This is a genomic window from Pseudomonas sp. TNT2022 ID642 (assembly GCF_028656995.1).
In the GTDB taxonomy this organism is placed as follows: Bacteria; Pseudomonadota; Gammaproteobacteria; order Pseudomonadales; family Pseudomonadaceae; genus Aquipseudomonas.
On sequence record NZ_JAMDGW010000020.1, the window covers coordinates 74758 to 99277 of the forward strand.

Genomic DNA, 24520 nt, shown 5'->3' on the forward strand with positions numbered 1-24520 from the left:
CTGGAGCCTTTTTTCATGGACGAGATTCAACAGCGCTGGCTGTGCGCCCTGTCTGCACCCATGGCGGCGATCAATACCGGCGCCAGCTACGATGACCCCGCGTTCTGCGACGATCGCTACATCGACCTGAAAGACAGTTGGGGTATCGACGACCGTGGGCAACTGTTCGACATGCTCGAACGGATGACCGACGACGGCCATGCCAAGCACCTCAGCGCGGCCTATCTGGCGTGGCAGCGCTGTCTGCCGAGTGAATGGCAGGCCTTGCTCGACGACCTGAGTCCCCGCGAACGCATCCTGCATGAGTTTGCCAGTCGCACGTTCGGCAGTTGCGGGCCGGGCGGGATTTTGTCCTGGGACTATGGCCGCATGGGTTTTCTCTTGCGCTGTGCGGTGCGCAATCAGTGGGTCGACCTGGACGAAAGCAACTGGCTGCACAGTCGTTTGGCCCTCAGAGCGCAATTTCACTACGGTAGCTGGATGGCTTACTTCGACGGTTTTGTGGTGGGCCGGACCTTTTGGTCGTGCCTCAGCGCCAGCGACGATGAGCTGGCGCGCGAACTCGATCGACAAGGCGCCAGCGCCCTTAACGTGCGGATTGCCCGTGGCCTCGCGGCGAACATCCCTCAGTTTCTAGCTGATTTGCCGTGGCACATGGAAATTGATCTGCCGCCACGTCCGGCATCGCTCAAGGAGTTCGACTGGTCATGAGTTGCTGGATCCGCCTGGGCATCGAGCCTACTAACGACGAAACCCTGATTCGCAACGCCTACCGCGCACGCTTGCCAGCGCATCACCCGGAGACTGACCCGCAAGGCTTCCAGGCGCTGCGCATGGCCTACGAAAACGCCCTGCGTCTGGCGCGTGAAGACGAGGAAGAAGAGCCCGAGGACGAGTACGAGTCCCAAGCCTCAGAACAGACTGTCGTTGAGGTCCCTCCGGTGTTCGGGGAGTTCTGCGAGCTGCTGGATGATCCCGCGCGCCGGTTCAATTTCGCCGCGTGGCAGGCCTTTGTCCGAGGGCTGGATGAGCTGTCGCTGGACGTGCTCGATGAGCTCAGCTGGCCGCTGTACCACCGGATGGCCGACGCCGGTCCGTTGTCGTACCGCTGCGCGAATCTGTTGGCCAAGCGTATGGCCTGGAATCAACAGTTGCTGGATCTGGGCTTCGACGACGCGCATCAGGTGGGGTTCTTTCTCCAGCGAATCGAAACGCCGGACCCGTTTGATACGGATCTGATGAGCACATGGTCAGAGGCAGCCCAGACTGAATCGCTGTGGTACGCCCGTAGCCTCGACTTCATCTTCAACCAGCGCCCACTGCAGGAGTTCGCCGACTTCGCCAGTCAGCACACCTGTCTGCCGTTGCCGGATGATGCCGCGTTTCTCAAGCGTCTGTTGGTGCAGTTCACTCAGGCAGGTATTGGCGCGCCGACGTTTTTGCAGTGCTGTATCGAACAGCAGCTTGCCGCACCGGATGATGTCGACTGGCTTTACCTGTTGGCGTGCCAGAACAGTCTGCTGGGGCGGGACGATCAGGCATTGCCGTGCTGGATCCGGCTGTGGAACGAGCATCGCCATCCGATGGCGGAAAGTCGTCTGCTGGAGCTGTGTGCCAAGCGCCAGCCGACTTTTCTGCCGCTGCTGATTCAGGCGTTCGATCGCCTGCAGGGCGTCTCTGACTGGCCAGAGGATCTTGGCGATGACGCCCAGGTGTATGGCTGTCCGTCACAACACCCCGAGACGCTGAACCGCTGGCTGGGTGTCGGGCGGCTGAAGCTTGAGAGCCTTGCGCAAAGTTTTGTCGATTGGCGCATGAGCGGTGATGAGCTGCCATTGCTCGCGCAATTGCTCGGCGAAAATGCCGACAGCCGATTGCTGCATCTGTATCGCCACGCCTGGGCGCTGCATCGCGGTGATGCGGCGTTGTTGCAGCAGATCGTGGATGCACCGCTGCCGATCGATGCCCTCGAAAGCCTGGTGATGAGCGGGTTCAAATATCAGGCTGAGCAACACCTGCGCTGGCTGGGCAGGGCGCCGATTGCACTGGCCATGGGCGCTTTCAGTGACGCGGATTCAAGTGCGCGGCCCTTGCCGCAGGTACTGACGCAAGGCGAGCCGCACAAGGTCTGTCGTCTATGGTTGCGCCGCTTGCGGCCTTACAGCGACGCTGCGCTGGAAAGACTGGCAGACGCGTTCAAGCTGGCCGCGGTCAAAGATGATTGCGACTTGTCCGAACTCGATTTGATTCTGCAGTTGAGCCGTCGCGGGATTCAGTTGCCACCGGTCGGGCTGGGGGAGGCCACTTGGGAATGGCATGCTCAGACCCTGTTTTTGCTGGCATTGCTGGACCAGCCCGAACGCTGGCTGCAAATGATTGATGGGCAGTGCGTGGAGCGCCTGCCTTTCAATCCGGCCCATCCCTTGAGTCGCCTGCAACCTTTGTTGCGGCGCTTGCAGCGTGAGCAAGGCAGTTGTGATGGTTTGCTCGGATGGCTGCAAGGCAATGACCCGGTACATGGCTTGTTGGTGCAGCAATTGTTCAGCGTACAGCAGGCACTCGACAGCACGCGGTTACCGGCCAATACCCTGCTTTACACCTGCCTTGAAAGCGATCGTGCTGCCTGTGGCGACGATTTGCTGGGTTTGATGATGTTCTGGGGCGTGCTCTATCACGACCCGAGCCTGAGTGCCGAGCAGCATCGCGCATTGTTGCAATCGATCGCGGCGGTCGGTTGTGAAGACGATTGGTTCGATGGCTTCCGCGATGGTTTGATCAAAGGCGAACCGGTGTGGCCGCCGCGCAAAGTGCTGACCGATTTTGGTGTCGACAAACTGCTGGCGTATGAAGCGCTGGATGCGCTCAAGGGCTTGATTCGCTATGGCGCTGCCGGGGTGCCGAAAACGCGCGTCCTGCGCCAACTGCAACAGGGCAAGGACGATGTGCAGAACAGTGTCGGGTTGCGCCTGGCCCTTTGCGCGATATTGTCCTGGTCGGAACGATTACTGCTAGCGAAAAGCGATGTGCAGCCGGTACCGGCGACAGCGATCTGGCGTCTCGGCTCGCGGTTGGGGCGCAAGGCTTTTATCGCTCAGGTCTTGGGGTGTGTGGTGATTGCGCCGGTGGCAGGGCTGATCAGTGGCACTACGGGCGCTGGCATTCTTATCCTGTTATTGGGCGTGCTGCTGGTGTTCGGCGCCATTCTGCGTCGATTGCACGACATGGGCCGGGGCATTCCGACGTTGCTGATCTTCATGGCGCTGACGCCGGTTCTGCCATTCCTGCCGTTGCTGCTGTTCGGCTTTCCCGGTGACAAGTTGCCCAACCGCTATGGTGTGCCGCCGGACAGCGGCGATTCCGAAATGCTGTCCGGCGGCTTGCAGGCTGCCTTGCGGCGACTCAACGGCTAGAGGCGCAGTTGATCCAGCGCCTTGTTCAGCTCTGAGCGATGGCTGGCAATTTCCGAGGGTTGCTGGCCGCTGAGCACGGTGGTGAAGTTGTGCAGCCATTCGGCAATGTGCTCGCGTTGCGTGCCGAGGCTTTGCATCCATGCTCGCTCCAGACGGGCGAGCAACGTGCGGTTGGGCAGTGCATCGCGTGGATGGACCTTCAGCGTCGACAGCCGGTTATGGCTGTCGCGGCGCGCTTGCTCATCCAGACCCGTGGGGCTGCGGTCGATGCTGTGACTGTGGCGCTCGCCGGTTTCGAGCAGGGTGACGTCGACTTCGAGCAAACCGTTGATGTCATAGCTGAAGCGCACGTCCAGTTCCTGGATGTGTTGAGTAGGCGTCAACGTGACATCGAAAGCATCAATCAGAATGTTGTCGCACACCCACGGCCGCTCACCCTGATAGACCGCGATGCGCAGCAGCGATTGCTTAGGCTGGGTGGTGTAATAGCGCTCCACCCTTGACGTCGGAATGATGGTGTTACGTTCGATGATGGGCGAGAAGGCACCTTTGATGTCTTCGCCACGCATGGTCGCAATCCCCAGCGTATACGGGCAGACATCCGTCAGAATCAACTCTTCAACCGCACCGTCGCGCGCCTTGCACGCCGCTTGCGTCGCCGCTCCCAACGCAACAATGGTATCCGGATCAAGATGCCGGTAAGGCAGGCGCCCGAACAGCGTGGCGACCATTTGCTGCACCGCCGGCATGCGCGTGGCGCCGCCGACCAGCACCAGGCTGTCGAGGTCGCGGGGCTTGAGTCGGGCATCGCGCAGCGCTTGTTCGATCGGCGCGCGCAAACGCGCCAGCAACGGTTCCCAGATCTTTACTGCGGCGGCTTCGTCCAGTGACCATTCGAAGGTTTTGTCGGCGTGGCGCCAGCTCAGGTGTTGAGTGCCTTCGCCGAGTTTGCATTTGAGCTGCTCAAGGGCATCACCGAGGCTGGCCATGCTTTGCGCATCGACCATGGCCGGGGTCAGTTGCCAGTGTTTCAGGCAGGCCTGCAGCAGGGCGGCGGTGAAGTCTTCGCCGCCGAGAAAATTGTCGCCCGTGGAGGCGTGCACTTCGATCAGCGGCAAAGCGTATTCCAGCACCGTGACGTCGAACGTACCGCCGCCAAGATCGAAGATCAGCGTGCGTTCGAACTTCTGCTCATGCAGTCCGTAAGCCATGGCGGCGGCGGTCGGTTCGTTGATCAGACGCGTCACCGAGAGCCCGGCCAGTTCAGCGGCAAACAGCGTGCGTTTGCGTTGTTCGTCGCTGAAATACGCCGGAACGGAAATCACCGCTTCCGACACCGGGTGGCCGAGAAAGGCTTCGGCGTCCTGCTTGAGTGAGCCGAGCACCAGCGCCGACAACTCTTCCGGACTGAACTGACGTGCACCGAGCTGGACTTGTTTATCGCTGCCCATGAAACGCTTGAACGCTGCAGCGCTGCGCTCCGGGTGCGTGGTCAGACGGGCGCGGGCGGCTTTGCCGACCAGAATCGTGTCGTCTTCATCGAGGCTGATCACCGAGGGTGTCAGCACATCGCCCAAAGCGTTGGGAATCAGTCGGGCCTGACCGTCCTGCCAGACGGCGATCAGACTGTTGGTGGTGCCAAGGTCGATGCCCAGCAGAGCCGGGCGGGGGAGGGTTGCATCCTGCATGACAGATCTCGAAACGGCGCAAAAAACGCGACCCTACAGGTTGCCGCCAACCATGGCAATTACGTGCCTGTTACAACCTGCGCGGCAGCGTAGGTCAAGGCAGCAGCTTTTTCAGGCCCTCCAGTGGTAGCGGTCGACTGTGCAGATAACCCTGATACAAATGGCAGCCCAAACCTTGCAGGAACGCCAGCTGCTCGGGGGTTTCCACGCCTTCGGCAATCACCTCCAGCTCAAGGCTGCGCGCCATGGCGACAATCGCGCGAATGATCTCGGCATCGTTGGGGTCAGTGGTCGCATCGCGAATAAACGACTGATCGATTTTCAGCGTGTCCACCGGCAGCCGCTTGAGGTAAGTCAGCGACGAATAACCGGTGCCGAAGTCATCCATGGCGAAGCTCACGCCAAGCTTTTTCAGGCGGCGCATTTTGCTGATGGTGTCTTCAAGGTTCTGGATGACGATGCCTTCGGTGATTTCCAGTTTCAGCAGCGAGCAGGGCAGGCCATGGCTGCTCATGCTGTGCTCGATGCGTTCGACGAAGTCGTTCTGGCGAAACTGCCGTGGACTGATGTTCACGCACAGGCTGAAATTCAGCGGGTCGACCAGTTTCAGCGCAATCAGTTGTTTGAAAGCATTGCAGGCTTCGTCGAGGATCCAGGTGCCGACTTCGAGAATCAGGCCGCTGTCCTCCAGCACTTTGATGAACTCGGTGGGTGACTGCGCGCCCAGCTCCGGGTGATTCCAGCGCACCAGGGCTTCGGCGCCGATGATGCGGTTGTCGCGGGCATCGACCTGCGGCTGAAAGTGCACGTTGAATTCACCGCGCGACAGCGCCAGACGCAGGTCGGTCTCCATGCGCAGCCGCTCGCTGGCGGCTTTCTGCATGGTGTTGTGATACATCTGCGTGGTATTGCGCCCGGAATCCTTGGCTCGGTACAGAGCAATGTCGGCGCGTTTGAGCAGGTCGGTCGGCGTTGAGCCATGATCGGGTATCAGCGCCACGCCGATGCTCGGCGTCACTTGCAGGCGCTGGCCGTCGAGAAACATCGGTTCCGAGAGCAATTCGCGCAGGGTGTCGGCCAGATTGCGCACTTGCGTGCTGACTTCATTGCGCGAGCCTTCGAGACCGCTGAGCAGCACGACAAATTCGTCGCCGCCGAGGCGTGCGACCGTATCTTCCATGCGCACACTGGCTTCGAGCCGCGCGGTGATGATCTTCAGTACCGTATCCCCGACCGGATGGCCGAGGGAGTCGTTGATGTGCTTGAAGTGATCGAGATCGAGAAACAACAAGGCACCGCGCAGGTTGTGGCGCTTGAGCAGGGCGATCTGCTGGCTCAGGCGATCCATCAGCAAGGCGCGGTTGGGCAGGTTGGTCAGCGGGTCGTGGTAGGCGAGGTGACGGATTTGCGCTTCGGCGTTTTTCAGCAGGCTGACGTCTCGGGCGGTCAGCAGCAGGCACGCGGTTTCATTGAGGGTGATCGGCTCGACCGAGACCTCCACCGTCAGCATTTCCCCGCGTTTGTTGCGCCCGAGCATTTCCTGATGGTGTACGCGGCCCTTGATCTGCAACTCGGCGAGTAATGCCGAACGTTGTTTTTCCTCGGCCCAGATACCCACCTGATACACGGTTTTGCCTACGACCTCTTCGGCGCGATAGCCAGTGAGACGGCAGAAGCCGTCGTTGACCTCCAGATAACGCCCGGTGTCGCGTTCGGTGATGGTGATCGCGTCGGGGCTGGAGTGGAACGCCTTGGCGAATTTCTCTTCACTGGCTTTCAGCGCCGCTTCCGAGCGCTGCTGCTGGGTAATGTCGCGCAGGGTGGTGACGATGCAGGGCTGATCGCCGACGCTGATCTGCCGGCTGGAAATCACACAGGTCAGCGACTGGCCGTCCTTGTGCTGGACGATGATCGCGACATTGCTCAAACCCTGTTCGCGAATCACCCTTTCAATGCGTTGCAGGCTTTTCGCCGAGGCATCCCACAAACCGATTTCTTCGGCGGTGTGGCCAATCACGTCGGCGGCGCTCCAGCCGAAGGTCTGGGTAAAGCTGTTATTGATTTCGATGAACTCGCCACTGTCCTGGCGGGTGACGCAGATCGGGTCCGGGCTGACCTGGAACAGCGTGGCGAATTTCTCTTCCGAGGCCACCAGCCGTTGCTCGCGCTCGACCTGATCAGTGATGTCGAGCAAGGTGCCCGCCATGCGCAGCGGCGCGCCATTGTCGTCACGGTAGAGGCGGGCGCGGCTTTCCAGATAGCGCGAACTGCCGTCCGGCAGTTGCACGCGATAGGTCAGCTGATAATTGCCCGCCGGGCCTTCGCGCAGGCTGCGGTAGGCGTCGCGCATGCTGTCGCGCTCTTCGCCGGGTACGCCCTCAAAAAACTCTTCAAACGATTCATGAAACGGTATCGGTTCGAGCCCGTGCAATTGCGCGGCCCGGGCCGAGCCGTAGAGCATGCCGCTGGGGATGTGCCAGTCCCACGTGCCGAGCTGTGCCGAGTCCAGTGCCAGATCGAGGCGTTCCTGGCTGTCCTTCAAAGCGTGTTCGGCGGCTTTGCGTTCGGTGGTGTCGAGGAACGTGCTGAGCAGATACGGCTGGCCCTCGAGTTCGACTTTCTGCGCACTGAGAATGCCGTCGTGAATCTGCCCGTTGCTGGCGCGAAATTGCACTTCCATGCTGATCAGTTCGCCCTTGGCCTTGGTCTTCTTGACCAGTTCGCCGCGTTGCTCCGGATGCACCCACAACCCCAGCTCTAGAGTGGTACGACCAATGGCGCTCTGCACCGGCCAGCCAAACAGGCTTTCAAAATACTGATTAGCCTCGCTGATCAGGCCGTCTTCCTGACGGGTCAGCAGGACCATGTTCGGGCACAGGTGAAAAAGTGTCGCGAAACGCTTCTCCGAGCTGCTCAGTGCCTGTTCGCGTTGGCGCTGGTGGGTGATTTCACGAATCACCCCGATCATTCGGGGGCGGCCGTTTTTATCCGGCAGCAGGCTGCCGCTGATCTCAAGCCAGTGCAGGCTGCCGTCAGGCCAGCGGATGCGGTGGTGCATCGCTTGTTCCAATGGCGCGCCGGCAATTACCGCGTGTAAGGCACGAACGGTTTTCGCGCGGTCTTCCGGTGGGAGCAAGTCGAGGTATTCGAGGTCCGCCGGCAGCGGTTGCCGAGGATCGAAGCCGAACAATGCCTGCGTACCACGCGACCAACTGATCTGCCCGCGCTCGATGTCCCAATACCAGGCGCCGAGCCGTGCGCCGTTGAGCGCCGCCAGCAATTGCGGCGCACTCTCCCAGCTCTGCTCGGAATGACGCGGGTCAATCGCCTGGATACGCGGCATCGGCGGAATTCGGTCAACAGATTTCGGCATTGTGGACAGGCCTTGAGCTGATGGTGGCGTTAGGCACAGGGGTAGCGGCTCTATAGGAGTAGCACAAGTTGGCCTCAAGTCCCTGGCAGATCGATTTGTGCATCCAGTAAGGCCATAAAGGCTCTTGCCGCATTCGAGAGCGTCCGTTCAGTGTGCAGGATATAGCCTAGCTGGCGACTGAGCTGTATGCCCGGCAATACGATGCTTGCCACCTGCTCGTCGAGCATGGTGCGCGGCAAAACGCTCCAGGCCAGACCGATCGAGACCATCATCTTGATGGTTTCCAGATAGTTGGTGCTCATGGCGATGTTCGGCGTCAGGCCCTGAGCCTCGAATAAACGTTGGACAATGTGGTGCGTGAAGGTGTTTCCACCGGGAAAAACCGCCGGATGACCGGCAATGTCCGCCAGGCTGACGGCACCGTTATTGATCAGCGAGTGCTCCGGGGCGACCACAAAATCCAGCGGGTCATCCCACACCGGTGTGGCTTTGACCAGTGTGTGTGGCTCAGGCGCCAGGGTGATGACCGCCAGTTCGGCGCGGCCATGGAGAATTTCTTCGTAGGCCACTTCCGAATCAAGGAACTGAATATCCAGCGCCACCTGTGGGTAACGACGGGTGAATTCCCGCAATAGCGGCGGCAAACGGTGCAAACCGATGTGGTGACTGGTGGCCAGCGTCAGGCGACCGCTGACTTCACCGGTCAGGTTGGTCAGCGCGCGGCGAGTGTCATCCAGCACGTTGAGAATCTGATAAGCCCGGGGCAGCAGGGCGCGGCCAGCCTCGGTCAGACCGACTTCACGGCCCAGTCGATCGAACAGGCGCACCTTCAATTGCTGCTCCAGCCCGGCGATGCGTTTGCTGATCGCCGGCTGCGTCAGGTGCAGCCGTTCGCCAGCGCCAGAGAAGCTGCCGGTCTCGGCAATCGCGATAAAAGCGTTGAGGTTGGCCAGATCCATGTTCGTATTCCAGTTGGTTATCCAAAGCATAAAAAATATGAATTTGAGTTATTTAATCTAACCCCATAGGATCGGCCTCACAAGCCAAAGGGTTATTGATAAGCCCAGGGCATAGAAACAAGCTGATGAGGAACCGTCTGATGGCCGGCAAAACGCTCTACGACAAGCTCTGGGATTCGCATTTGGTCAAGCAGCGCGACGATGGCTCGGCGCTGATCTATATCGATCGTCACATCATTCACGAAGTGACCTCGCCGCAAGCTTTCGAAGGCCTGCGTCTGGCCGGGCGCAAGCCATGGCGCATCGATGCCAACATCGCGACCCCGGACCACAACGTACCGACCACCCCGGAGCGCAAGGGCGGCATCGAAGCGATTGCCGATCAGGTCTCGCGTTTGCAGGTTCAGACCCTCGATGACAACTGTGACGAATACGGCATCGTCGAGTTCAAGATGAACGACGTGCGCCAAGGCATCGTCCACGTGATCAGCCCGGAGCAGGGCGCGACCTTGCCGGGCATGACCGTGGTCTGCGGCGACTCGCACACCTCGACCCACGGCGCGTTCGGCGCTCTGGCTCACGGTATTGGCACTTCCGAGGTCGAGCACGTGCTCGCCACCCAGTGCCTGGTCGCGAAGAAAATGAAAAACATGCTGGTGCGCGTTGAAGGGCAATTGCCGTTCGGCGTGACCGCCAAGGACATCGTTCTTGCGGTGATCGGCAAGATTGGCACCGCCGGCGGTAACGGCCATGCCATCGAGTTCGCCGGCAGCGCGATCCGCGACTTGTCCGTTGAAGGCCGCATGACCATTTGCAACATGTCCATCGAAGCCGGCGCCCGCGTTGGCTTGGTGGCAGCGGATCAGAAGACCGTCGACTATGTGAAGGGCCGTCCATTCGCCCCGAAAGGTGCGGAATGGGACATGGCTGTCGAAGCCTGGAAAGATCTGGTTTCCGACGCCGACGCCAAGTTCGATACCGTGGTTGAACTCGACGCTGCGCAGATCAAGCCGCAAGTCAGTTGGGGTACTTCCCCGGAAATGGTTTTGGCCGTTGATCAGAACGTGCCGGACCCGGCCAAAGAGATGGATCTGGTCAAACGCGACTCGATCGTCCGCGCCTTGAAATACATGGGTTTGACTGCCAATCAGGCGATCACCGACATTCAGCTGGATCGCGTGTTCATCGGTTCCTGCACCAACTCGCGGATCGAAGATTTGCGCGCTGCGGCAGTGATTGCCAAGGGCCGCAAAGTCGCTTCGACCATCAAGCAGGCGATCGTGGTGCCGGGCTCGGGTCTGGTGAAGGCTCAGGCTGAGGCCGAAGGTCTCGACAAGATTTTCCTCGAAGCCGGTTTCGAATGGCGTGAGCCGGGTTGCTCGATGTGCCTGGCGATGAACCCGGACCGGTTGGAGTCCGGCGAGCATTGCGCCTCGACCTCCAACCGTAACTTCGAAGGCCGTCAGGGCGCCGGTGGCCGTACCCACCTCGTCAGCCCGGCCATGGCGGCTGCGGCAGCGGTGAACGGTCGGTTCATCGACGTTCGTGAATTGATTTAAAGGAGCGCAGCATGAAAGCTTTTACCCAGCACACTGGTCTTGTCGCGCCTTTGGATCGTGCCAACGTCGACACTGACCAGATCATTCCGAAGCAGTTTTTGAAGTCGATCAAGCGCACCGGTTTCGGCCCGAACCTGTTCGACGAGTGGCGCTACCTCGATGTCGGCCAGCCGTATCAGGACAACTCCAAGCGCCCGTTGAACAAGGATTTCGTCCTCAACGCCGAGCGTTATCAAGGCGCCAGCGTATTGCTCGCCCGCGAGAACTTCGGTTGCGGCTCCAGCCGTGAACACGCGCCGTGGGCCCTGGAAGAATACGGTTTCCGCAGCATCATCGCGCCGAGCTACGCCGACATCTTCTTCAACAACAGCTTCAAGAACGGCTTGCTGCCGATCATCTTGAGCGATGCTGAGGTTGATGAGTTGTTCAAACAGGTCGAGGCCGAGCCGGGCTATCAATTGCAGGTCGATCTGCAGGCGCAGACCGTGACGCGTCCGGATGGCAAGGTGTACAGCTTTGAGATCGATGCGTTCCGCAAGCATTGCTTGTTGAACGGTCTGGACGATATCGGTTTGACCTTGCAGGACGGCGATGCGATTGCCACGTTTGAGGCCAAACACCGGGTGAGCCAGCCGTGGTTGTTTCGCGACGCGTGATTGATTCGAGATTGATGTAGTCAGGGCCGGCCCCTTCGCTGGCAAGCCAGCTCCCACATTTGGAACGCATTACCCTGTGGGAGCGAGCCTGCTCGCGAAGACGGTAGTCCAGGCGATACAAAGCTAAAGCCAGAAGGATGTGACCATGACCAGCACCGCCCAACACAGCCAGGTTGTCCAGAAGCAATTCGGTGAACAGGCCGCCGCCTACCTGAGCAGCGCCGTTCACGCTCAAGGCACCGAATTCGCTCTGCTACAAGCTGAGCTGGTCGGGCAGGGCGACGCCCGGGTGCTGGATCTGGGTTGTGGCGCCGGTCACGTCAGTTTCCACGTCGCACCGCTGGTCAGGGAAGTGGTCGCCTACGACCTGTCGCAGCAAATGCTCGACGTGGTCGCCGCTGCGGCCGTTGATCGCGGTTTCACCAACATTGCCACGGTCAACGGCGCCGCCGAGCGCTTGCCGTTTGCCGATGGCGAGTTCGACTTCGTGTTCAGCCGTTATTCGGCGCATCACTGGAGCGATCTTGGAGTGGCCCTGCGCGAAGTGCGTCGGGTGCTGAAGCCGGGCGGTGTGGCGGCGTTCGTGGATGTGTTGTCACCGGGCAGTCCGTTGTTCGACACTTACCTGCAAAGCGTTGAAGTGCTGCGCGACACCAGCCATGTGCGCGATTATTCCGCCGCCGAGTGGCTACGGCAGGTCAGCGAGGCCGGGTTGCATGTGCGCAGTACCACGCGTCAGCGTCTGCGTCTGGAGTACACCAGTTGGGTTGAACGCATGCGCACACCGGAAGTGATGCGCGCGGCGATCCGCCAGTTGCAGCAGTCGATGGGCAATGAAGTACGCGAATATTTTGAGATTGATGCCGATGGCTCGTTCAGTACCGATGTAATTGTATTGATGGCCGAGCGATAAAAATTTTTCCGGGCGTGCCGGTAAAGGCACACCGACTGAAGACACGAGGAAAGCATGAGCAAGCAGATTCTGATTCTCCCAGGTGACGGTATTGGTCCGGAAATCATGGCCGAAGCGGTCAAGGTGCTGGAGCTGGCTAACGACAAGTACAGTCTGGGTTTCGAGCTGAGCCATGATGTGATCGGTGGCGCCGCCATCGACAAGCACGGCGTGCCGCTGGCCGACGAAACCCTCGACCGCGCCCGCGCTGCTGACGCTGTTTTGTTGGGCGCCGTCGGTGGCCCGAAATGGGACACCATCGAGCGTGACATCCGCCCTGAGCGTGGCCTGCTGAAAATCCGTGCGCAGCTGGGTCTGTTCGGCAACCTGCGTCCGGCGATCCTGTACCCGCAACTGGCCGACGCTTCGAGCCTGAAGCCGGAAATCGTCGCTGGCCTGGACATCCTCATCGTCCGTGAGCTGACCGGCGGCATCTACTTCGGCGCGCCACGCGGCACCCGTACTCTGGAAAATGGCGAGCGTCAGTCCTATGACACGCTGCCGTACAGCGAAAGCGAAATCCGCCGCATCGCCCGCGTCGGTTTCGACATGGCCATGGTTCGCGGCAAGAAGCTCTGCTCGGTGGACAAAGCCAACGTACTGGCGTCCAGCCAACTGTGGCGTGAAGTGGTTGAGCAAGTGGCCAAGGATTACCCGGAAGTCGAACTGAGCCACATGTACGTCGACAACGCCGCCATGCAACTGGTGCGCGCACCGAAGCAGTTCGACGTGATCGTCACCGACAATATGTTCGGCGACATCCTGTCCGACGAAGCGTCGATGCTCACCGGCTCCATCGGCATGCTGCCGTCGGCCTCGCTGGACTCCAATAACAAGGGCATGTACGAGCCTTGCCACGGTTCCGCTCCGGACATCGCCGGCAAAGGCATTGCCAACCCGTTGGCGACCATTCTGTCGGTGTCGATGATGCTGCGTTACAGCTTCAATCTGCACGATGCGGCCGATGCCATTGAAAAAGCCGTTAGCGTTGTGCTCGATCAAGGGTTGCGCACTGGCGACATCTATTCGGCCGGTTGTAGCAAAGTCGGTACGCAGGAAATGGGCGACGCAGTAGTCGCCGCGCTGCGGAATCTGTAATCTCTCGGGCCCGCTGCGAAATTCAATACAAAGCAGCGGCCCACTTTTCAAGAAGGTGTAGTTGCGATGAAACGTGTAGGTCTGATCGGTTGGCGCGGGATGGTCGGTTCCGTGCTCATGCAGCGGATGCTGGAAGAGCAGGATTTCGATCTAATCGAGCCGGTGTTTTTCACCACGTCCAACGTCGGTGGCCAAGGCCCGTCCGTGGGCAAGGACATTGCTCCGCTCAAGGATGCTTACAGCATTGACGAGCTGAAGACCCTCGACGTGATTCTGACCTGCCAGGGCGGCGACTACACCAGCGAAGTGTTCCCCAAGCTGCGCGAAGCCGGCTGGCAGGGTTACTGGATCGACGCGGCCTCGAGCCTGCGCATGAACGATGACGCGGTCATCATTCTCGACCCGGTCAACCGCAAAGTCATTGACCAGCAGCTCGATGCGGGCACCAAGAACTACATCGGCGGCAACTGCACCGTCAGCCTGATGCTGATGGGTCTGGGCGGTCTGTTCGAGGCCGGTCTGGTCGAGTGGATGAGCGCCATGACCTATCAGGCGGCCTCCGGTGCCGGCGCGCAGAACATGCGTGAACTGATCAAGCAAATGGGCGCAACCCACGCCGCTGTCGCCGATCAACTGGCCGATCCGGCCAGCGCGATCCTCGACATCGACCGTCGGGTTGCGGATGCCATGCGCAGCGAAGCCTACCCGACGGAAAACTTCGGCGTACCGCTGGCCGGCAGCCTGATCCCGTGGATCGACAAGGAACTGCCGAACGGCCAAAGCCGTGAAGAGTGGAAAGCGCAGGCCGAGACCAACAAGATCCTCGGCCGCTTCAAGAGCCCGATCCCGGTCGACGGTATCTGCGTGCGCATCGGCGCGATGCGTTGCCACAGCCAGGCGCTGACCATCAAGCTGAACAAAGACGTGCCGATCGCTGATATCGAAGGGTTGATCAGCCAGCACAACCCTTGGGTCAAACTGGTGCCGAACCAGCGCGAAATCAGCATGCAGGAGCTGAGCCCGACCAAGGTCACCGGCACCCTGAATGTTCCGGTCGGCCGTCTGCGCAAGCTGAACATGGGTTCGCAATTCGTCGGTGCCTTCACCGTCGGCGACCAACTGCTGTGGGGCGCGGCCGAACCGCTGCGTCGCATGCTGCGGATTTTGCTTGAGCGTTGATCGCTTGCAGCAATGAAAGAGCCCGTGCCTTGTGAGAGGTGCGGGTTTTTTTATGCCGATCGTTCCCACGCTATGCGTGGGAATGCATCCCGGGACGCTCCGCGTCCCTTTACAAGCCGAACGCGGAGCGTCCGATGCGGCATTCCCACGCGGAGCGTGGGAACGATCCGGGTGGGCAGAAATTGCCTGTGCGCCAGTCACCCGGTAAAGTGCCGCTCCCCCCGTTTCGCCAGAGGCTCGCACCATGACCCAGACCCTAGATATTGCCGTGATCGGCGCCACCGGTACTGTCGGCGAAACCCTCGTACAGATTCTCGAAGAGCGCGACTTCCCGGTCGGCAACCTGCACCTGCTGGCGAGCAGCGAATCGGCCGGCAGCTCGGTGTTGTTCCGCAACAAGAACGTACGCGTACGCGAAGTCGACGAGTTCGATTTCAGCAAGGTCAAACTGGTGTTCTTCGCTGCCGGCCCGGCGATTACCCTGAGCTACGCTGCCCGTGCCCGCGCCGCCGGTTGCTCGCTGATCGACTTGTCCGGCGCCTTGCCGGCCGATCAGGCGCCGCAAATCGTGCCGGAAGCCAACGCCGAAGTGCTCGCCGGTTTGAAGGCGCCGTTCCAGGTCAGCAGTCCAAGCCCGTCGGCCACTTCGCTGGCCGTGGTGCTGGCGCCGCTGCTCGATCTGATCGATCTGCAATATGTCAACGTCACCGCCAATCTGGCCGTTTCCGCCCAAGGTCGCGAGGCCGTCACCGAGCTGGCGCGGCAGACCGCCGAGCTGCTGAACATGCGCCCATTGGAACCGACTTTCTTCGATCGGCAGATGGCCTTCAACCTGCTGGCTCAGGTCGGCACACCTGACGCGCAGGGCCATACGCTGCTGGAAAAACGTCTGGTGCGCGAGCTGCGCCAAATGCTGGCCAAGCCTTTATTAAAGATTTCCGCAACTTGCGTTCAAGCCCCGGTGTTTTTTGGCGATAGCTTTAGCGTGACCTTGCAGTCAACGTCGGCTGTCGACCTGGTAAAGGTCAACGCCGCACTCGAAGATGCAGCGGGTATCGAGCTGGTCGAGGCCGGTGATTACCCGACCGCAGTCGGTGACGCGGTAGGGCAGGACGTTGTCTATGTCGGTCGCGTGCGCAGTGGCGTCGACGACCCGGCGGAACTTAATCTGTGGCTGACGTCAGATAACGTACGCAAGGGCGCGGCCCTTAACGCTGTGCAGGTGGCTGAGTTGTTGATAAAAGACCTGCTGTAAAAGATACTTGGCAACAATTTGTCGACTGATTCTAGGTGAGCGCTATGCTTGCCCAGATTGCTCGATAACGTGTCACCCTCCGGGACATTCCGGGGCATCAAAGAAATGATCGCGCGCGACATCTGTCGTCGTCGCGCGCAATGCCTTACGGCAGCGGTATTCAATATCTTCTCGCTGGCCGAGGAACGTTCAAACAAAGGATGAGGCTATGGTTCAAGTTCGCAAACTGGTGTTAGCAATAGCGGCCGCCTCGGCGCTGTCCTCCGGTATGGCGCATGCCCTCGGGCTCGGGGAGCTGACCCTGAAGTCGACCCTGAACCAGCCGCTGGTGGCCGAAATCGAGCTGCTCGACGTCAAGGATCTCACCGCTGCCGAAGTGGTGCCGAGCCTGGCTTCACCCGAAGATTTTGCCAAGGCCGGCGTCGATCGCCAGGCCTTCCTCAACGATCTGACCTTCACTCCGGTGCTCAACGCCAGCGGCAAAAGCGTGCTGCGCGTCACCTCGAGCAAGCCGTTGTCGGAACCGATGGTCAAATTCCTCGTGCAGGTGATGTGGCCGAACGGCCGTCTGCTGCGCGACTACAGCGTGCTGCTCGATCCCTCGAAATTCTCGCCGCAGACCGCTGATGCCGCCGCACAACCGGCGCCATCGCAGACCATTACCGCACCTACCACTGGCGCCACGCACCCGACGCAATACACCACCACGCCGCGCGACACCTTGTGGGAAATCGCCGCGAAGGCGCGCAATGGTGGCTCGGTGCAGCAGACCATGCTGGCTATTCAGGCACTGAATCCGGATGCGTTCATTGGCGGCAACATCAACCGTCTGAAAACCGGTCAGGTGCTACGTCTGCCGGATTCGGTGCAAAGCACTGCATTGCCGCAGTCGAAAGCGATTGCCGAGGTCGCGGCGCAGAACGAAGCCTGGCGCACGGGCCGTCGCTATGTGGCCAAGCCCGGCACCGGTCAGCAGCAGCTCGATGCGACCAATCGTGGTCGCGGCAATACCGCTGGTGCACAGAACGGCCAGGACAATCTGAGCCTGGTCTCCGCCGAAAGTGCCAAGGCGCGCGGCAAAGGTCCTGCAGGTGACGCCCAGGCCTTGAGCAACAAGCTTGCGGTCACTCAGGAAAACCTCGACACGACCCGTCGTGACAACGAGGAACTGAAAAGCCGCATGTCCGATCTGCAAAGTCAGATGGACAAGCTGCAAAAACTCATCGAGCTGAAGAACAATCAACTGGCGAAACTGCAGGCTGAAGGCGCGGGCGCTGCGCCGGCCGCGAACGGCGCAGTCGCACCGGTTCCGGCGATCACGGCTGAGCTGGCTGCCACACCGCCGGCTACTCCTGCAGAAGCAGCGCCGACCCCAGAATCTGCCATTGCGCCGCCTGCTGAGACGCCGGTTGAGCCTGTGGTCGAACCGATTGTCGAAACCAAGCCTGCCGCCGATGATGAAAAGACCTTCAACGAACTGCTGACCAACCCGATCCTGCTGGGTCTGATTGGTGGTGGCGCCGTCGTTCTGTTGCTTCTGCTGTTGCTGCTGGCGCGTCGCCGCAAAGCCCAGCAGGAGGCCGAGAAGCATCTGCGCATGGCCCGAGCCCTGTCTGAGGAGCAAGAGTTCTCCGCCGAGCAGGATCTGCCGGAAAGCAGCTTCGAGGGTCTGGAAACCCCGGCGGCGAGCGTCAAGCTCAACACCCCGGCGCCTGCTCCTGCTCCAGTCGTGGCTCCGGTAGTGGCGCCGATCGTGATGGCTGAGCCGATTGCCGCGCCGCTGGTGGCCCCGGCCGCCGAGCGTTCCGATGACGTGCTCGACAAGGCTCAGTCGCACATCAGTGCCGGTCGCCTGAATCAGGCTGCCGCGCTGCTGGAAGAGGGTGTCAGCCTGGAGCCGCAGCGCAGTGATCTGCGACTGAAACTGATGGAAGTCTACGGTCTGCAGGGCGACCGCGATGCGTTCGTCGGTCAGGAGCGTCAACTGGTGGCCAATGGCGACAACTTCGCCAAGGTCGAAGAGCTGAAGAGCCGCTTCCCGGCCATGGCGGTCGTGGCTGCTGCGGGTCTGGCGGCGGCTGCCGTGGCTGCCGAGCTGGACGCGCAATACGTCAAGGATCTGCTGCTGGATGAGCCTGAAGCACCTGCGCCGGCGCCAGTGGAAGACGACCTCGACAGCGCGTTTGATCTGAGTCTGGACGATCTCGACAACATCACCCCGGTTGAGCCTGCGCCAGTGGTTGAGCCTGAAGCCCCGGTCGAGCTGGACGAATTCCCGTCTGACGACGATCTGAGCTTCGAATCGGTGCTGCAACAGCAGACCGAGATCAAAGAAAACCTGGACGACCTGTCGGACTTCGATCTGGATATGGACCTGGGGGCCGAGCCGGCGCCTGCGGTTGATCTGGCGGACGACGATTTCCTGCTGGATCTGGACGAAGGCGTGAAGGATCTGCCGCCGGTCGAGGCGCCAGTGGTGGCTGAAGTGCCACAGGATGATCTGGAGCTGCCGGCCGATTTCGATCTGTCGCTGGCCGACGAAATGGACAGCAATCCAGCGGCCGAACCTGATGCGTTCGCGGCCGAGCTGGATGACGTCAACGCCGAGCTGGATCGTCTGTCGCAGAGCATTGCCGAGCCGACCTTCACCGAAGCCGATGCGGCAATCGGGGGGGATCTGGGTGAAGACGATTTCGACTTCCTTGCTGGCACTGATGAAGCCGCGACCAAACTCGATCTGGCGCAGGCCTACATCGACATGGGCGACAGCGATGGTGCGCGCGACATCCTCAACGAAGTCGCCACTGAGGGAAGCGAGGAACAGAAAAAAGAAGCCCGGGACATGCTGTCTAGCTTGTAGTAAGTCCGGCGGTAAATGAAAACGGCAGCCCATTGAGGCTGCCGTTTTTGTTTGTCTTTTTTGAATCAAAAGATCGCAGCCTTCGGCAGCTCCTACATGAGATGGCGTTCCCCTGTAGGAGCTGCCGAAGGCTGCGATCTTTTGCTCTTGAAACTGGTATCCCCGGTCCACAGCCTTATAATGCCCGCCTTTGCACAAACAGCAGGCTGTCCCACCTTGGCAAACATAGATAACCCGGTCGCCGAAATGGCCCCCGACGGCTTTTACCGCGTCGCGCTGGGCGTTGAGTACAAAGGCTCGCGCTACAGCGGCTGGCAGCGTCAGTTGACGGGTGTGGCGACGGTGCAGGAAGAGCTCGAAAAAGCCTTGTCGAAAGTCGCCAACTCGCCGGTTTCACTGCAGTGCGCCGGACGCACCGACGCCGGCGTGCATGCCTGCGGGCAAGTGGTGCATTTCGATACAACCGTCGATCGTTCGCTGAAAGCCTGGGTCATGGGCGCCAATATCAATCTGCCCCATGACATCAGCGTCAGTTGGGCGCGGGTGATGCCGGCGCATTTTCACGCGCGCTTCAAAGCCATCGCCCGGCGCTATCGCTATGTGATCTACAACGATCAGATCCGCCCTGCGCATCTCAACGAAGAAATCACCTGGAACCACCGCCCGCTGGACGTCGAGCGCATGGCCGAGGCTGCGCAGTACCTGATCGGCACTCACGATTTCAGTGCCTTCCGCGCCGGCCAGTGCCAGGCCAAGTCGCCGATCAAGAAGATGCATCACCTGCGTGTGACCCGTCACGGCAAGATGATCGTGCTCGACATCCGCGCCAATGCGTTCCTGCATCACATGGTGCGCAATATCGCCGGCGTGCTGATGACCATTGGTGCTGGCGAGCGTCCCGTGGAGTGGATGAAGGAAGTGCTGGAAAGCCGCGAGCGTCGTTCCGGCGGCGTCACGGCGCATCCGTACGGCCTGTACCTGGTGCAGGTCGAGTACCACGATGAATTCCCGTTGCCCGAGCGTTTTATCGGGCCACATTTCCTTACGGGATTCTCCGAACTTGACGGCTGACGCCCTCGAACGCTTTTGTTACCATCCGGGACTTTCCCGGTTTTTGCCTCGGAGTTTTTCTCGATATGTCAGCCGTTCGCAGCAAGATCTGCGGGATTACCCGCATAGAAGATGCGCTGGCCGCCGTTGAGGCCGGGGCGGATGCGATCGGGTTCGTGTTCTATGCCAAGAGCCCACGGGCAGTAACCGTGCAACAGGCGCGCGCGATCATCCAGGCATTGCCGCCGTTTGTGACCACCGTGGGCCTGTTTGTCAACGCCAGCCGCTGCGAGTTGGGGGAACTCCTCGATGCCGTGCCGCTGGATCTGTTGCAGTTCCATGGCGATGAAGTCGCTGAAGACTGCGAAGGCTGGCATCGTCCGTATATCAAGGCGCTGCGGGTCAAGGCTGGCGACGATATTGCGGCAGCGGTTGATGCCTATCCAAGCGCCAGTGGCGTGCTGCTCGACACCTACGTCGAGGGCGTGCCCGGCGGAACCGGTGAAGCCTTCGACTGGTCATTGATTCCGCAGGGTTTGAGCAAGCCGTTGATTCTCGCGGGTGGTTTGACCCCAGAGAACGTCGCAGGCGCCGTGGCTCGGGTAAAACCCTACGCGGTAGACGTCAGCGGTGGGGTAGAGGCGAGCAAGGGCATCAAGGATCACACAAAGGTTCGCGCGTTCATTGACGCTGTACGTAAAGCACCATATTGATGTGACGGCTGGCAGTCTGCCGCCGTCCATCAATGCACTTGCACAAAGCAGGCGCGGCTGAGGGTTTCTGGATCGCACGCAGGTCATGTTTCGCGCTGACCGTGGCTGTCCACCAATCATCGCCACACACATGAATTTAGCTGAAGGGCATACGCGGGGCTGCGAACCAGAGCGTTCGGGCCGCCGGTACTGGAGAAAGAAAGCATGAGCAACTGGTTAGTAGACAAACTGATCCCTTCGATCATGCGTTCCGAGGTCAAGAAGAGCTCGGTGCCTGAAGGTCTGTGGCACAAATGCCCGTCTTGCGAGGCGGTGTTGTATCGTCCGGAGCTGGAAAAGACCCTGGACGTTTGCCCCAAGTGCAACCACCACATGCGCATCGGCGCACGTGCGCGCATTGACATCTTCCTCGATGCTGAAGGTCGCAACGAACTGGGCGCCGATCTGGAGCCGGTTGACCGTTTGAAATTCCGCGACGGCAAGAAGTACAAGGATCGCCTGACCGCTGCCCAGAAGCAGACTGGCGAAAAAGACGCGCTGATCTCCGTCAGCGGTACTTTGCTGGGCATGCCGGTGGTGGTTTCGGCATTCGAATTCAGCTTCATGGGCGGTTCGATGGGCGCCATCGTCGGTGAGCGCTTCGTCCGTGCGGCCAACTACGCGCTGGAAAATCGCTGCCCGATGATCTGCTTCGCCGCCTCCGGTGGTGCGCGCATGCAGGAAGCGCTGATCTCGCTGATGCAGATGGCCAAGACCTCGGCTGTGCTGGCGCGTCTGCGTGAAGAAGGCATCCCGTTCATCTCCGTACTGACCGACCCGGTCTACGGTGGTGTTTCGGCAAGTCTGGCGATGCTCGGCGACGTCATCGTCGGTGAGCCGAAAGCCCTGATCGGCTTCGCCGGTCCGCGTGTTATCGAGCAAACCGTGCGTGAAAAACTGCCGGAAGGCTTCCAGCGCAGTGAATTCCTGCTGGAGCACGGCGCGATCGACATGATCATCCATCGTCAGGAGCTGCGCCCGCGTCTGGGTAACCTGCTGGCACAGATGACTGGCAAGCCGACGCCGAAATTCGTCGCCGCGCCAATCGAGCCGATCGTGGTTCCACCGGTCCCTGCTGGCCTATGACCGAGCGCACCCTTGGCGAATGGCTCGCCTACCTTGAGCAGTTGCATCCTTCGGCCATCGACATGGGCCTGGAGCGTTCACAACAGGTAGCGTCCCGCATGGGGCTGGGCCAGCCGGCGCCTCGGGTGATTACGGTCACCGGCACCAACGGCAAGGGTTCGACCTGCGCTTTCGTGGCTTCATTGCTGCGTGCGCAGGGTCTGAGCGTTGGTGTCTACAATTCTCCGCACCTGCTGCGTTACAACGAGCGGGTGCAGCTCAATGGCGTCGAAGCCACTGACGCGCAGCTGTGTGAAGCCTTCGCTGCGGTCGAGGCCGGGCGCGGCGACACTTCCCTGACCTACTTCGAAATGGGCACCCTAGCGGCGTTCTGGCTGTTTCAACAGGCCGGGCTTGATGCGGTGGTGCTGGAAGTCGGGCTGGGCGGGCGTCTGGACACGGTTAACGTGGTCGATGCCGACATTGCGCTGGTTACCAGCATCGGTGTCGATCATGCCGATTATCTCGGTGATACCCGCGAATCCGTGGCCTTCGAAAAGGCCGGTATTTTCCGCCAGGGCAAGCCTGCCTTGTGCGGCGATCTGAATCCTCCGCAACCGCTGCTCGACAAGGCACGAGAGCTGGCTTGTCCATTCTTCCTGCGTGGGCGCGATTTCGACCTCGGCATTACCGATCTGCACTGGCAATGGCGCGGTACTGATGCGCAGGGTCAGGTGGTTGAACTGCGTGATTTGCCGCTGCTCGATCTGCCAATGGAAAACGCCGCGCTGGCGTTGCAGGCGTATCTGCTGCTCGGTTTGCCGTGGAATGCGCAGCAGATCGTCGCGGCGTTGCAGGCCACTCGCGTGGTCGGACGGCTGGATCGCCGCTCGTTCGAGTGGAACGGCAAGCGTCTGAATCTGTTGCTGGATGTGGGCCACAACCCGCATGCCGCCGAGTATCTGGCCCTTCGTCTGGCCTCGCGGCCACCGGTCGGCAAGCGACTGGCGGTATTTGGTTTGCTGGCGGACAAGGATCTGGATGGTGTTGTCAGCGAATTGAATGCTAGTGTCGAGCATTGGGCCGTTGCGCCGCTGGATTCGCCGCGCGCACGTCCAGTGGCTGAATTAAACGCTGCATTGCAGAACCTTGGCGCTGCGGTCACGTCTTACGACAGTGTCGCCGCCGCTCTGGAAGGGCAGTGCGCAGTGGCTACAAGCGACGACGAGATTCTGTTGTTCGGATCATTTTATTGTGTCGCCGAGGCCCTTGAATGGTTGGCCCGGCGCTCCACGGAGGAAGCGGCAAATGGCTTTGCTGGATAAAGCGTACAAGCAGCGCATGGTTGGCGCGTTGGTGCTGGTAGCGCTGGCGGTGATCTTCCTGCCGATGCTGTTTTCCCGTCAGGATGAGCAGCGTCAGGTCACCGTTGAGGCGCCTGCTGCCCCGCAAGCGCCTGTCGTGCCGCAAGTGCAGATGGAGACAGTGGCCGTTCCCGAGCCGCAAGCCTTGCCGCAAGAGCCGGTGCCAACCGATGACGAGGTCGCCGAACAGGAGGCGCCTTCTGCGCCGATTGCAGCTGCGCCGGTGGTGCCTGCACAGATCGTCAAGCCCGCTACGCCACCGCCAACCTCGAAACCGATTCCTGCCCCTGCGCAGCCGATCACCGCTGGGCCGAGCGCCGCAGCGAGCAAGCCTGACACCACGCAAAGCCGCGTCGATGCCAACGGCCTGTCGGTCAGCTGGTCGGTGCAACTGGCCAGCCTGTCGAGCCGCGCCAGTGCTGAAAGCCTGCAGAAAACCCTGCGAAGCCAGGGCTACAACGCCTACATCCGTTCTGCCGATGGCAAGAATCGTGTGTTCGTCGGGCCGCTGATCGAGCGTGCCGAAGCCGATCGTCTGCGTGATCTGTTGGGTCGCCAGCAGAACCTCAAGGGGTTTGTTGTGCGCTTCCAGCCCGAGCGCGGTTAAAAACTATCGCCTCGATTGAAATGCACTGACAATCGCAGCTTACCGAGAGGCATGCGCTCTGCTAAAATGCGCCGCCTTATCCGTCTGTAGGCTGCACTGTGCCATTTACCTGGGTTGACTGGGCGATCGTTGCAATCATCGCCATCTCCGCTTTGATCAGTTTGAGCCGCGGCTTCGTCAAGGAAGCATTATCGCTGGTGACCTGGATCATCGCAGGAGTCGTCGCCTGGATGTTCGGTGGCTCATTGTCCGAGTACCTCGCCGGATACATCGAAACCCCATCGGCTCGCGTGATCGCGGGCTGTGCCATCATGTTTGTCGCCACACTGATCGTGGGCGCAATGATCAATTATCTTATCGGCGAGTTGGTTCGTGTCACCGGGTTGTCCGGGACCGATCGATTCCTCGGCATGGCCTTCGGCGCAGCGCGTGGCGTGTTGCTGGTGGTCGTGGCGGTCGGGCTGTTGAGCCTGGGGCCGGTACAGCAGGACGGGTGGTGGAAAGAATCACAGCTCGTACCAAAATTTCTATTGGTTGCTGATTGGTCCAAAAACCTGATTCTCGGGTGGAGCAGTCAGTGGCTTGCCAGCGGAATCAGCGTACCCGCTGATATTCCGTTCAAGGAGCAACTCTTGCCGTCGGCGAAAACGCCTCAGTGAGTGTTGTTCAGTTCAGATCCATTAAGTAGGGGTT

General features: G+C 60.6%; 18 protein-coding genes. 15 read left to right on the forward strand and 3 right to left on the reverse strand.

The window, feature by feature from the left end:
• The first annotated feature begins 15 nt into the window (after nt 1-15).
• Together M5G26_RS20925 and M5G26_RS20930 are read left to right on the forward strand one after the other, a co-directional pair.
• Nucleotides 16-711 carry a DUF1266 domain-containing protein gene (locus M5G26_RS20925; RefSeq protein WP_134174319.1) on the forward strand — a complete coding sequence of 232 codons (696 nt, stop codon included), beginning with the start codon at nt 16-18 and terminating at the stop codon, nt 709-711.
• Nucleotides 708-3410: a J domain-containing protein gene (locus M5G26_RS20930; protein ID WP_273916365.1), complete on the forward strand. Its 2703-nt coding sequence runs from the start codon at nt 708-710 to the stop codon at nt 3408-3410. The genes M5G26_RS20925 and M5G26_RS20930 overlap by 4 nt, the downstream gene beginning before the upstream one ends.
• Here the strand turns inward: M5G26_RS20930 and M5G26_RS20935 are convergent.
• The 3 genes from M5G26_RS20935 to M5G26_RS20945 all read right to left on the reverse strand — a co-directional run bounded on the left by M5G26_RS20935 (nt 3407) and on the right by M5G26_RS20945 (nt 9430).
• The gene (locus M5G26_RS20935) at nt 3407-5098 is read right to left on the reverse strand and encodes a molecular chaperone HscC (RefSeq protein WP_273916366.1); all 1692 of its coding nucleotides are present in this window, start codon (nt 5096-5098) and stop codon (nt 3407-3409) included. The two genes, M5G26_RS20930 and M5G26_RS20935, sit on opposite strands and share 4 nt — an antisense overlap.
• 94 nt (nt 5099-5192) lie before the next feature.
• On the reverse strand, nt 5193-8471 hold the full coding sequence (locus M5G26_RS20940) for a sensor domain-containing protein (RefSeq protein WP_273916367.1): 3279 nt from the start codon (nt 8469-8471) through the stop codon (nt 5193-5195).
• A 74-nt stretch (nt 8472-8545) separates the two neighbouring features.
• Entirely contained in the window at nt 8546-9430 is an 885-nt protein-coding gene (locus tag M5G26_RS20945; protein ID WP_038363629.1) for a LysR family transcriptional regulator, read from the reverse strand.
• 140 nt (nt 9431-9570) lie between these two features.
• Between M5G26_RS20945 and leuC the strand changes: the two genes are divergently transcribed.
• From leuC to M5G26_RS21010, 13 genes are all read left to right on the forward strand, one after another.
• Nucleotides 9571-10989 (forward strand): 3-isopropylmalate dehydratase large subunit, encoded by a 1419-nt coding sequence (gene leuC / locus M5G26_RS20950; protein ID WP_016984527.1) that lies wholly within the window; start codon nt 9571-9573, stop codon nt 10987-10989.
• A gap of 11 nt (nt 10990-11000) precedes the next feature.
• The gene (gene leuD, locus M5G26_RS20955; RefSeq protein ID WP_007913445.1) at nt 11001-11645 is read left to right on the forward strand and encodes a 3-isopropylmalate dehydratase small subunit; all 645 of its coding nucleotides are present in this window, start codon (nt 11001-11003) and stop codon (nt 11643-11645) included.
• A 145-nt stretch (nt 11646-11790) separates the two neighbouring features.
• Nucleotides 11791-12558, forward strand: a complete 768-nt coding sequence (locus M5G26_RS20960; protein WP_273916368.1) for a class I SAM-dependent methyltransferase — start codon at nt 11791-11793, stop codon at nt 12556-12558.
• A gap of 54 nt (nt 12559-12612) precedes the next feature.
• A complete protein-coding gene (leuB, locus tag M5G26_RS20965; protein ID WP_038363640.1) occupies nt 12613-13695 on the forward strand; it encodes a 3-isopropylmalate dehydrogenase in 1083 nt (360 codons plus the stop codon).
• A gap of 66 nt (nt 13696-13761) precedes the next feature.
• Nucleotides 13762-14874: an aspartate-semialdehyde dehydrogenase gene (gene asd / locus M5G26_RS20970; RefSeq protein WP_007913448.1), complete on the forward strand. Its 1113-nt coding sequence runs from the start codon at nt 13762-13764 to the stop codon at nt 14872-14874.
• Between the two features lie 244 nt (nt 14875-15118).
• Nucleotides 15119-16129 (forward strand): aspartate-semialdehyde dehydrogenase, encoded by a 1011-nt coding sequence (locus tag M5G26_RS20975; RefSeq protein WP_273916369.1) that lies wholly within the window; start codon nt 15119-15121, stop codon nt 16127-16129.
• Nucleotides 16130-16337: 208 nt separating this feature from the next.
• Nucleotides 16338-18989, forward strand: a complete 2652-nt coding sequence (locus M5G26_RS20980; protein ID WP_273916370.1) for a FimV/HubP family polar landmark protein — start codon at nt 16338-16340, stop codon at nt 18987-18989.
• A 246-nt stretch (nt 18990-19235) separates the two neighbouring features.
• Nucleotides 19236-20060, forward strand: a complete 825-nt coding sequence (gene truA, locus M5G26_RS20985; protein ID WP_034152768.1) for a tRNA pseudouridine(38-40) synthase TruA — start codon at nt 19236-19238, stop codon at nt 20058-20060.
• Between the two features lie 65 nt (nt 20061-20125).
• Nucleotides 20126-20752, forward strand: a complete 627-nt coding sequence (locus M5G26_RS20990; RefSeq protein ID WP_273916371.1) for a phosphoribosylanthranilate isomerase — start codon at nt 20126-20128, stop codon at nt 20750-20752.
• Between the two features lie 204 nt (nt 20753-20956).
• Entirely contained in the window at nt 20957-21877 is a 921-nt protein-coding gene (gene accD / locus M5G26_RS20995; protein WP_016984535.1) for an acetyl-CoA carboxylase, carboxyltransferase subunit beta, read from the forward strand.
• Nucleotides 21874-23181, forward strand: coding sequence for a bifunctional tetrahydrofolate synthase/dihydrofolate synthase (gene folC, locus M5G26_RS21000; RefSeq protein WP_273916372.1), 1308 nt, complete (start codon nt 21874-21876; stop codon nt 23179-23181). Before accD ends, folC begins: the two co-directional genes overlap by 4 nt.
• Nucleotides 23165-23827: an SPOR domain-containing protein gene (locus M5G26_RS21005; protein ID WP_273916373.1), complete on the forward strand. Its 663-nt coding sequence runs from the start codon at nt 23165-23167 to the stop codon at nt 23825-23827. The genes folC and M5G26_RS21005 overlap by 17 nt, the downstream gene beginning before the upstream one ends.
• 98 nt (nt 23828-23925) lie before the next feature.
• Nucleotides 23926-24486, forward strand: a complete 561-nt coding sequence (locus M5G26_RS21010) for a CvpA family protein (protein WP_007913461.1) — start codon at nt 23926-23928, stop codon at nt 24484-24486.
• Nucleotides 24487-24520: the final 34 nt, after the last annotated feature.

What these genes read in the sequence shown, in the direction of transcription:
- M5G26_RS20930 (WP_273916365.1), top strand. Translation starts at nt 708, where the DNA reads ATGAGTTGCTGGATCCGCCTGGGCATCGAGCCTACTAACGACGAAACC.
- M5G26_RS20935 (WP_273916366.1), bottom strand. Translation starts at nt 5,098, where the DNA reads ATGCAGGATGCAACCCTCCCCCGCCCGGCTCTGCTGGGCATCGACCTT.
- M5G26_RS20980 (WP_273916370.1), top strand. Translation starts at nt 16,338, where the DNA reads ATGGTTCAAGTTCGCAAACTGGTGTTAGCAATAGCGGCCGCCTCGGCG.
- M5G26_RS20990 (WP_273916371.1), top strand. Translation starts at nt 20,126, where the DNA reads ATGTCAGCCGTTCGCAGCAAGATCTGCGGGATTACCCGCATAGAAGAT.
- M5G26_RS20925 (WP_134174319.1), top strand. Translation starts at nt 16, where the DNA reads ATGGACGAGATTCAACAGCGCTGGCTGTGCGCCCTGTCTGCACCCATG.
- leuD (WP_007913445.1), top strand. Translation starts at nt 11,001, where the DNA reads ATGAAAGCTTTTACCCAGCACACTGGTCTTGTCGCGCCTTTGGATCGT.
- M5G26_RS20945 (WP_038363629.1), bottom strand. Translation starts at nt 9,430, where the DNA reads ATGGATCTGGCCAACCTCAACGCTTTTATCGCGATTGCCGAGACCGGC.
- truA (WP_034152768.1), top strand. Translation starts at nt 19,236, where the DNA reads ATGGCCCCCGACGGCTTTTACCGCGTCGCGCTGGGCGTTGAGTACAAA.
- leuC (WP_016984527.1), top strand. Translation starts at nt 9,571, where the DNA reads ATGGCCGGCAAAACGCTCTACGACAAGCTCTGGGATTCGCATTTGGTC.
- M5G26_RS20940 (WP_273916367.1), bottom strand. Translation starts at nt 8,471, where the DNA reads ATGCCGAAATCTGTTGACCGAATTCCGCCGATGCCGCGTATCCAGGCG.
- folC (WP_273916372.1), top strand. Translation starts at nt 21,874, where the DNA reads ATGACCGAGCGCACCCTTGGCGAATGGCTCGCCTACCTTGAGCAGTTG.
- leuB (WP_038363640.1), top strand. Translation starts at nt 12,613, where the DNA reads ATGAGCAAGCAGATTCTGATTCTCCCAGGTGACGGTATTGGTCCGGAA.
- M5G26_RS21005 (WP_273916373.1), top strand. Translation starts at nt 23,165, where the DNA reads ATGGCTTTGCTGGATAAAGCGTACAAGCAGCGCATGGTTGGCGCGTTG.
- accD (WP_016984535.1), top strand. Translation starts at nt 20,957, where the DNA reads ATGAGCAACTGGTTAGTAGACAAACTGATCCCTTCGATCATGCGTTCC.
- asd (WP_007913448.1), top strand. Translation starts at nt 13,762, where the DNA reads ATGAAACGTGTAGGTCTGATCGGTTGGCGCGGGATGGTCGGTTCCGTG.
- M5G26_RS20975 (WP_273916369.1), top strand. Translation starts at nt 15,119, where the DNA reads ATGACCCAGACCCTAGATATTGCCGTGATCGGCGCCACCGGTACTGTC.
- M5G26_RS20960 (WP_273916368.1), top strand. Translation starts at nt 11,791, where the DNA reads ATGACCAGCACCGCCCAACACAGCCAGGTTGTCCAGAAGCAATTCGGT.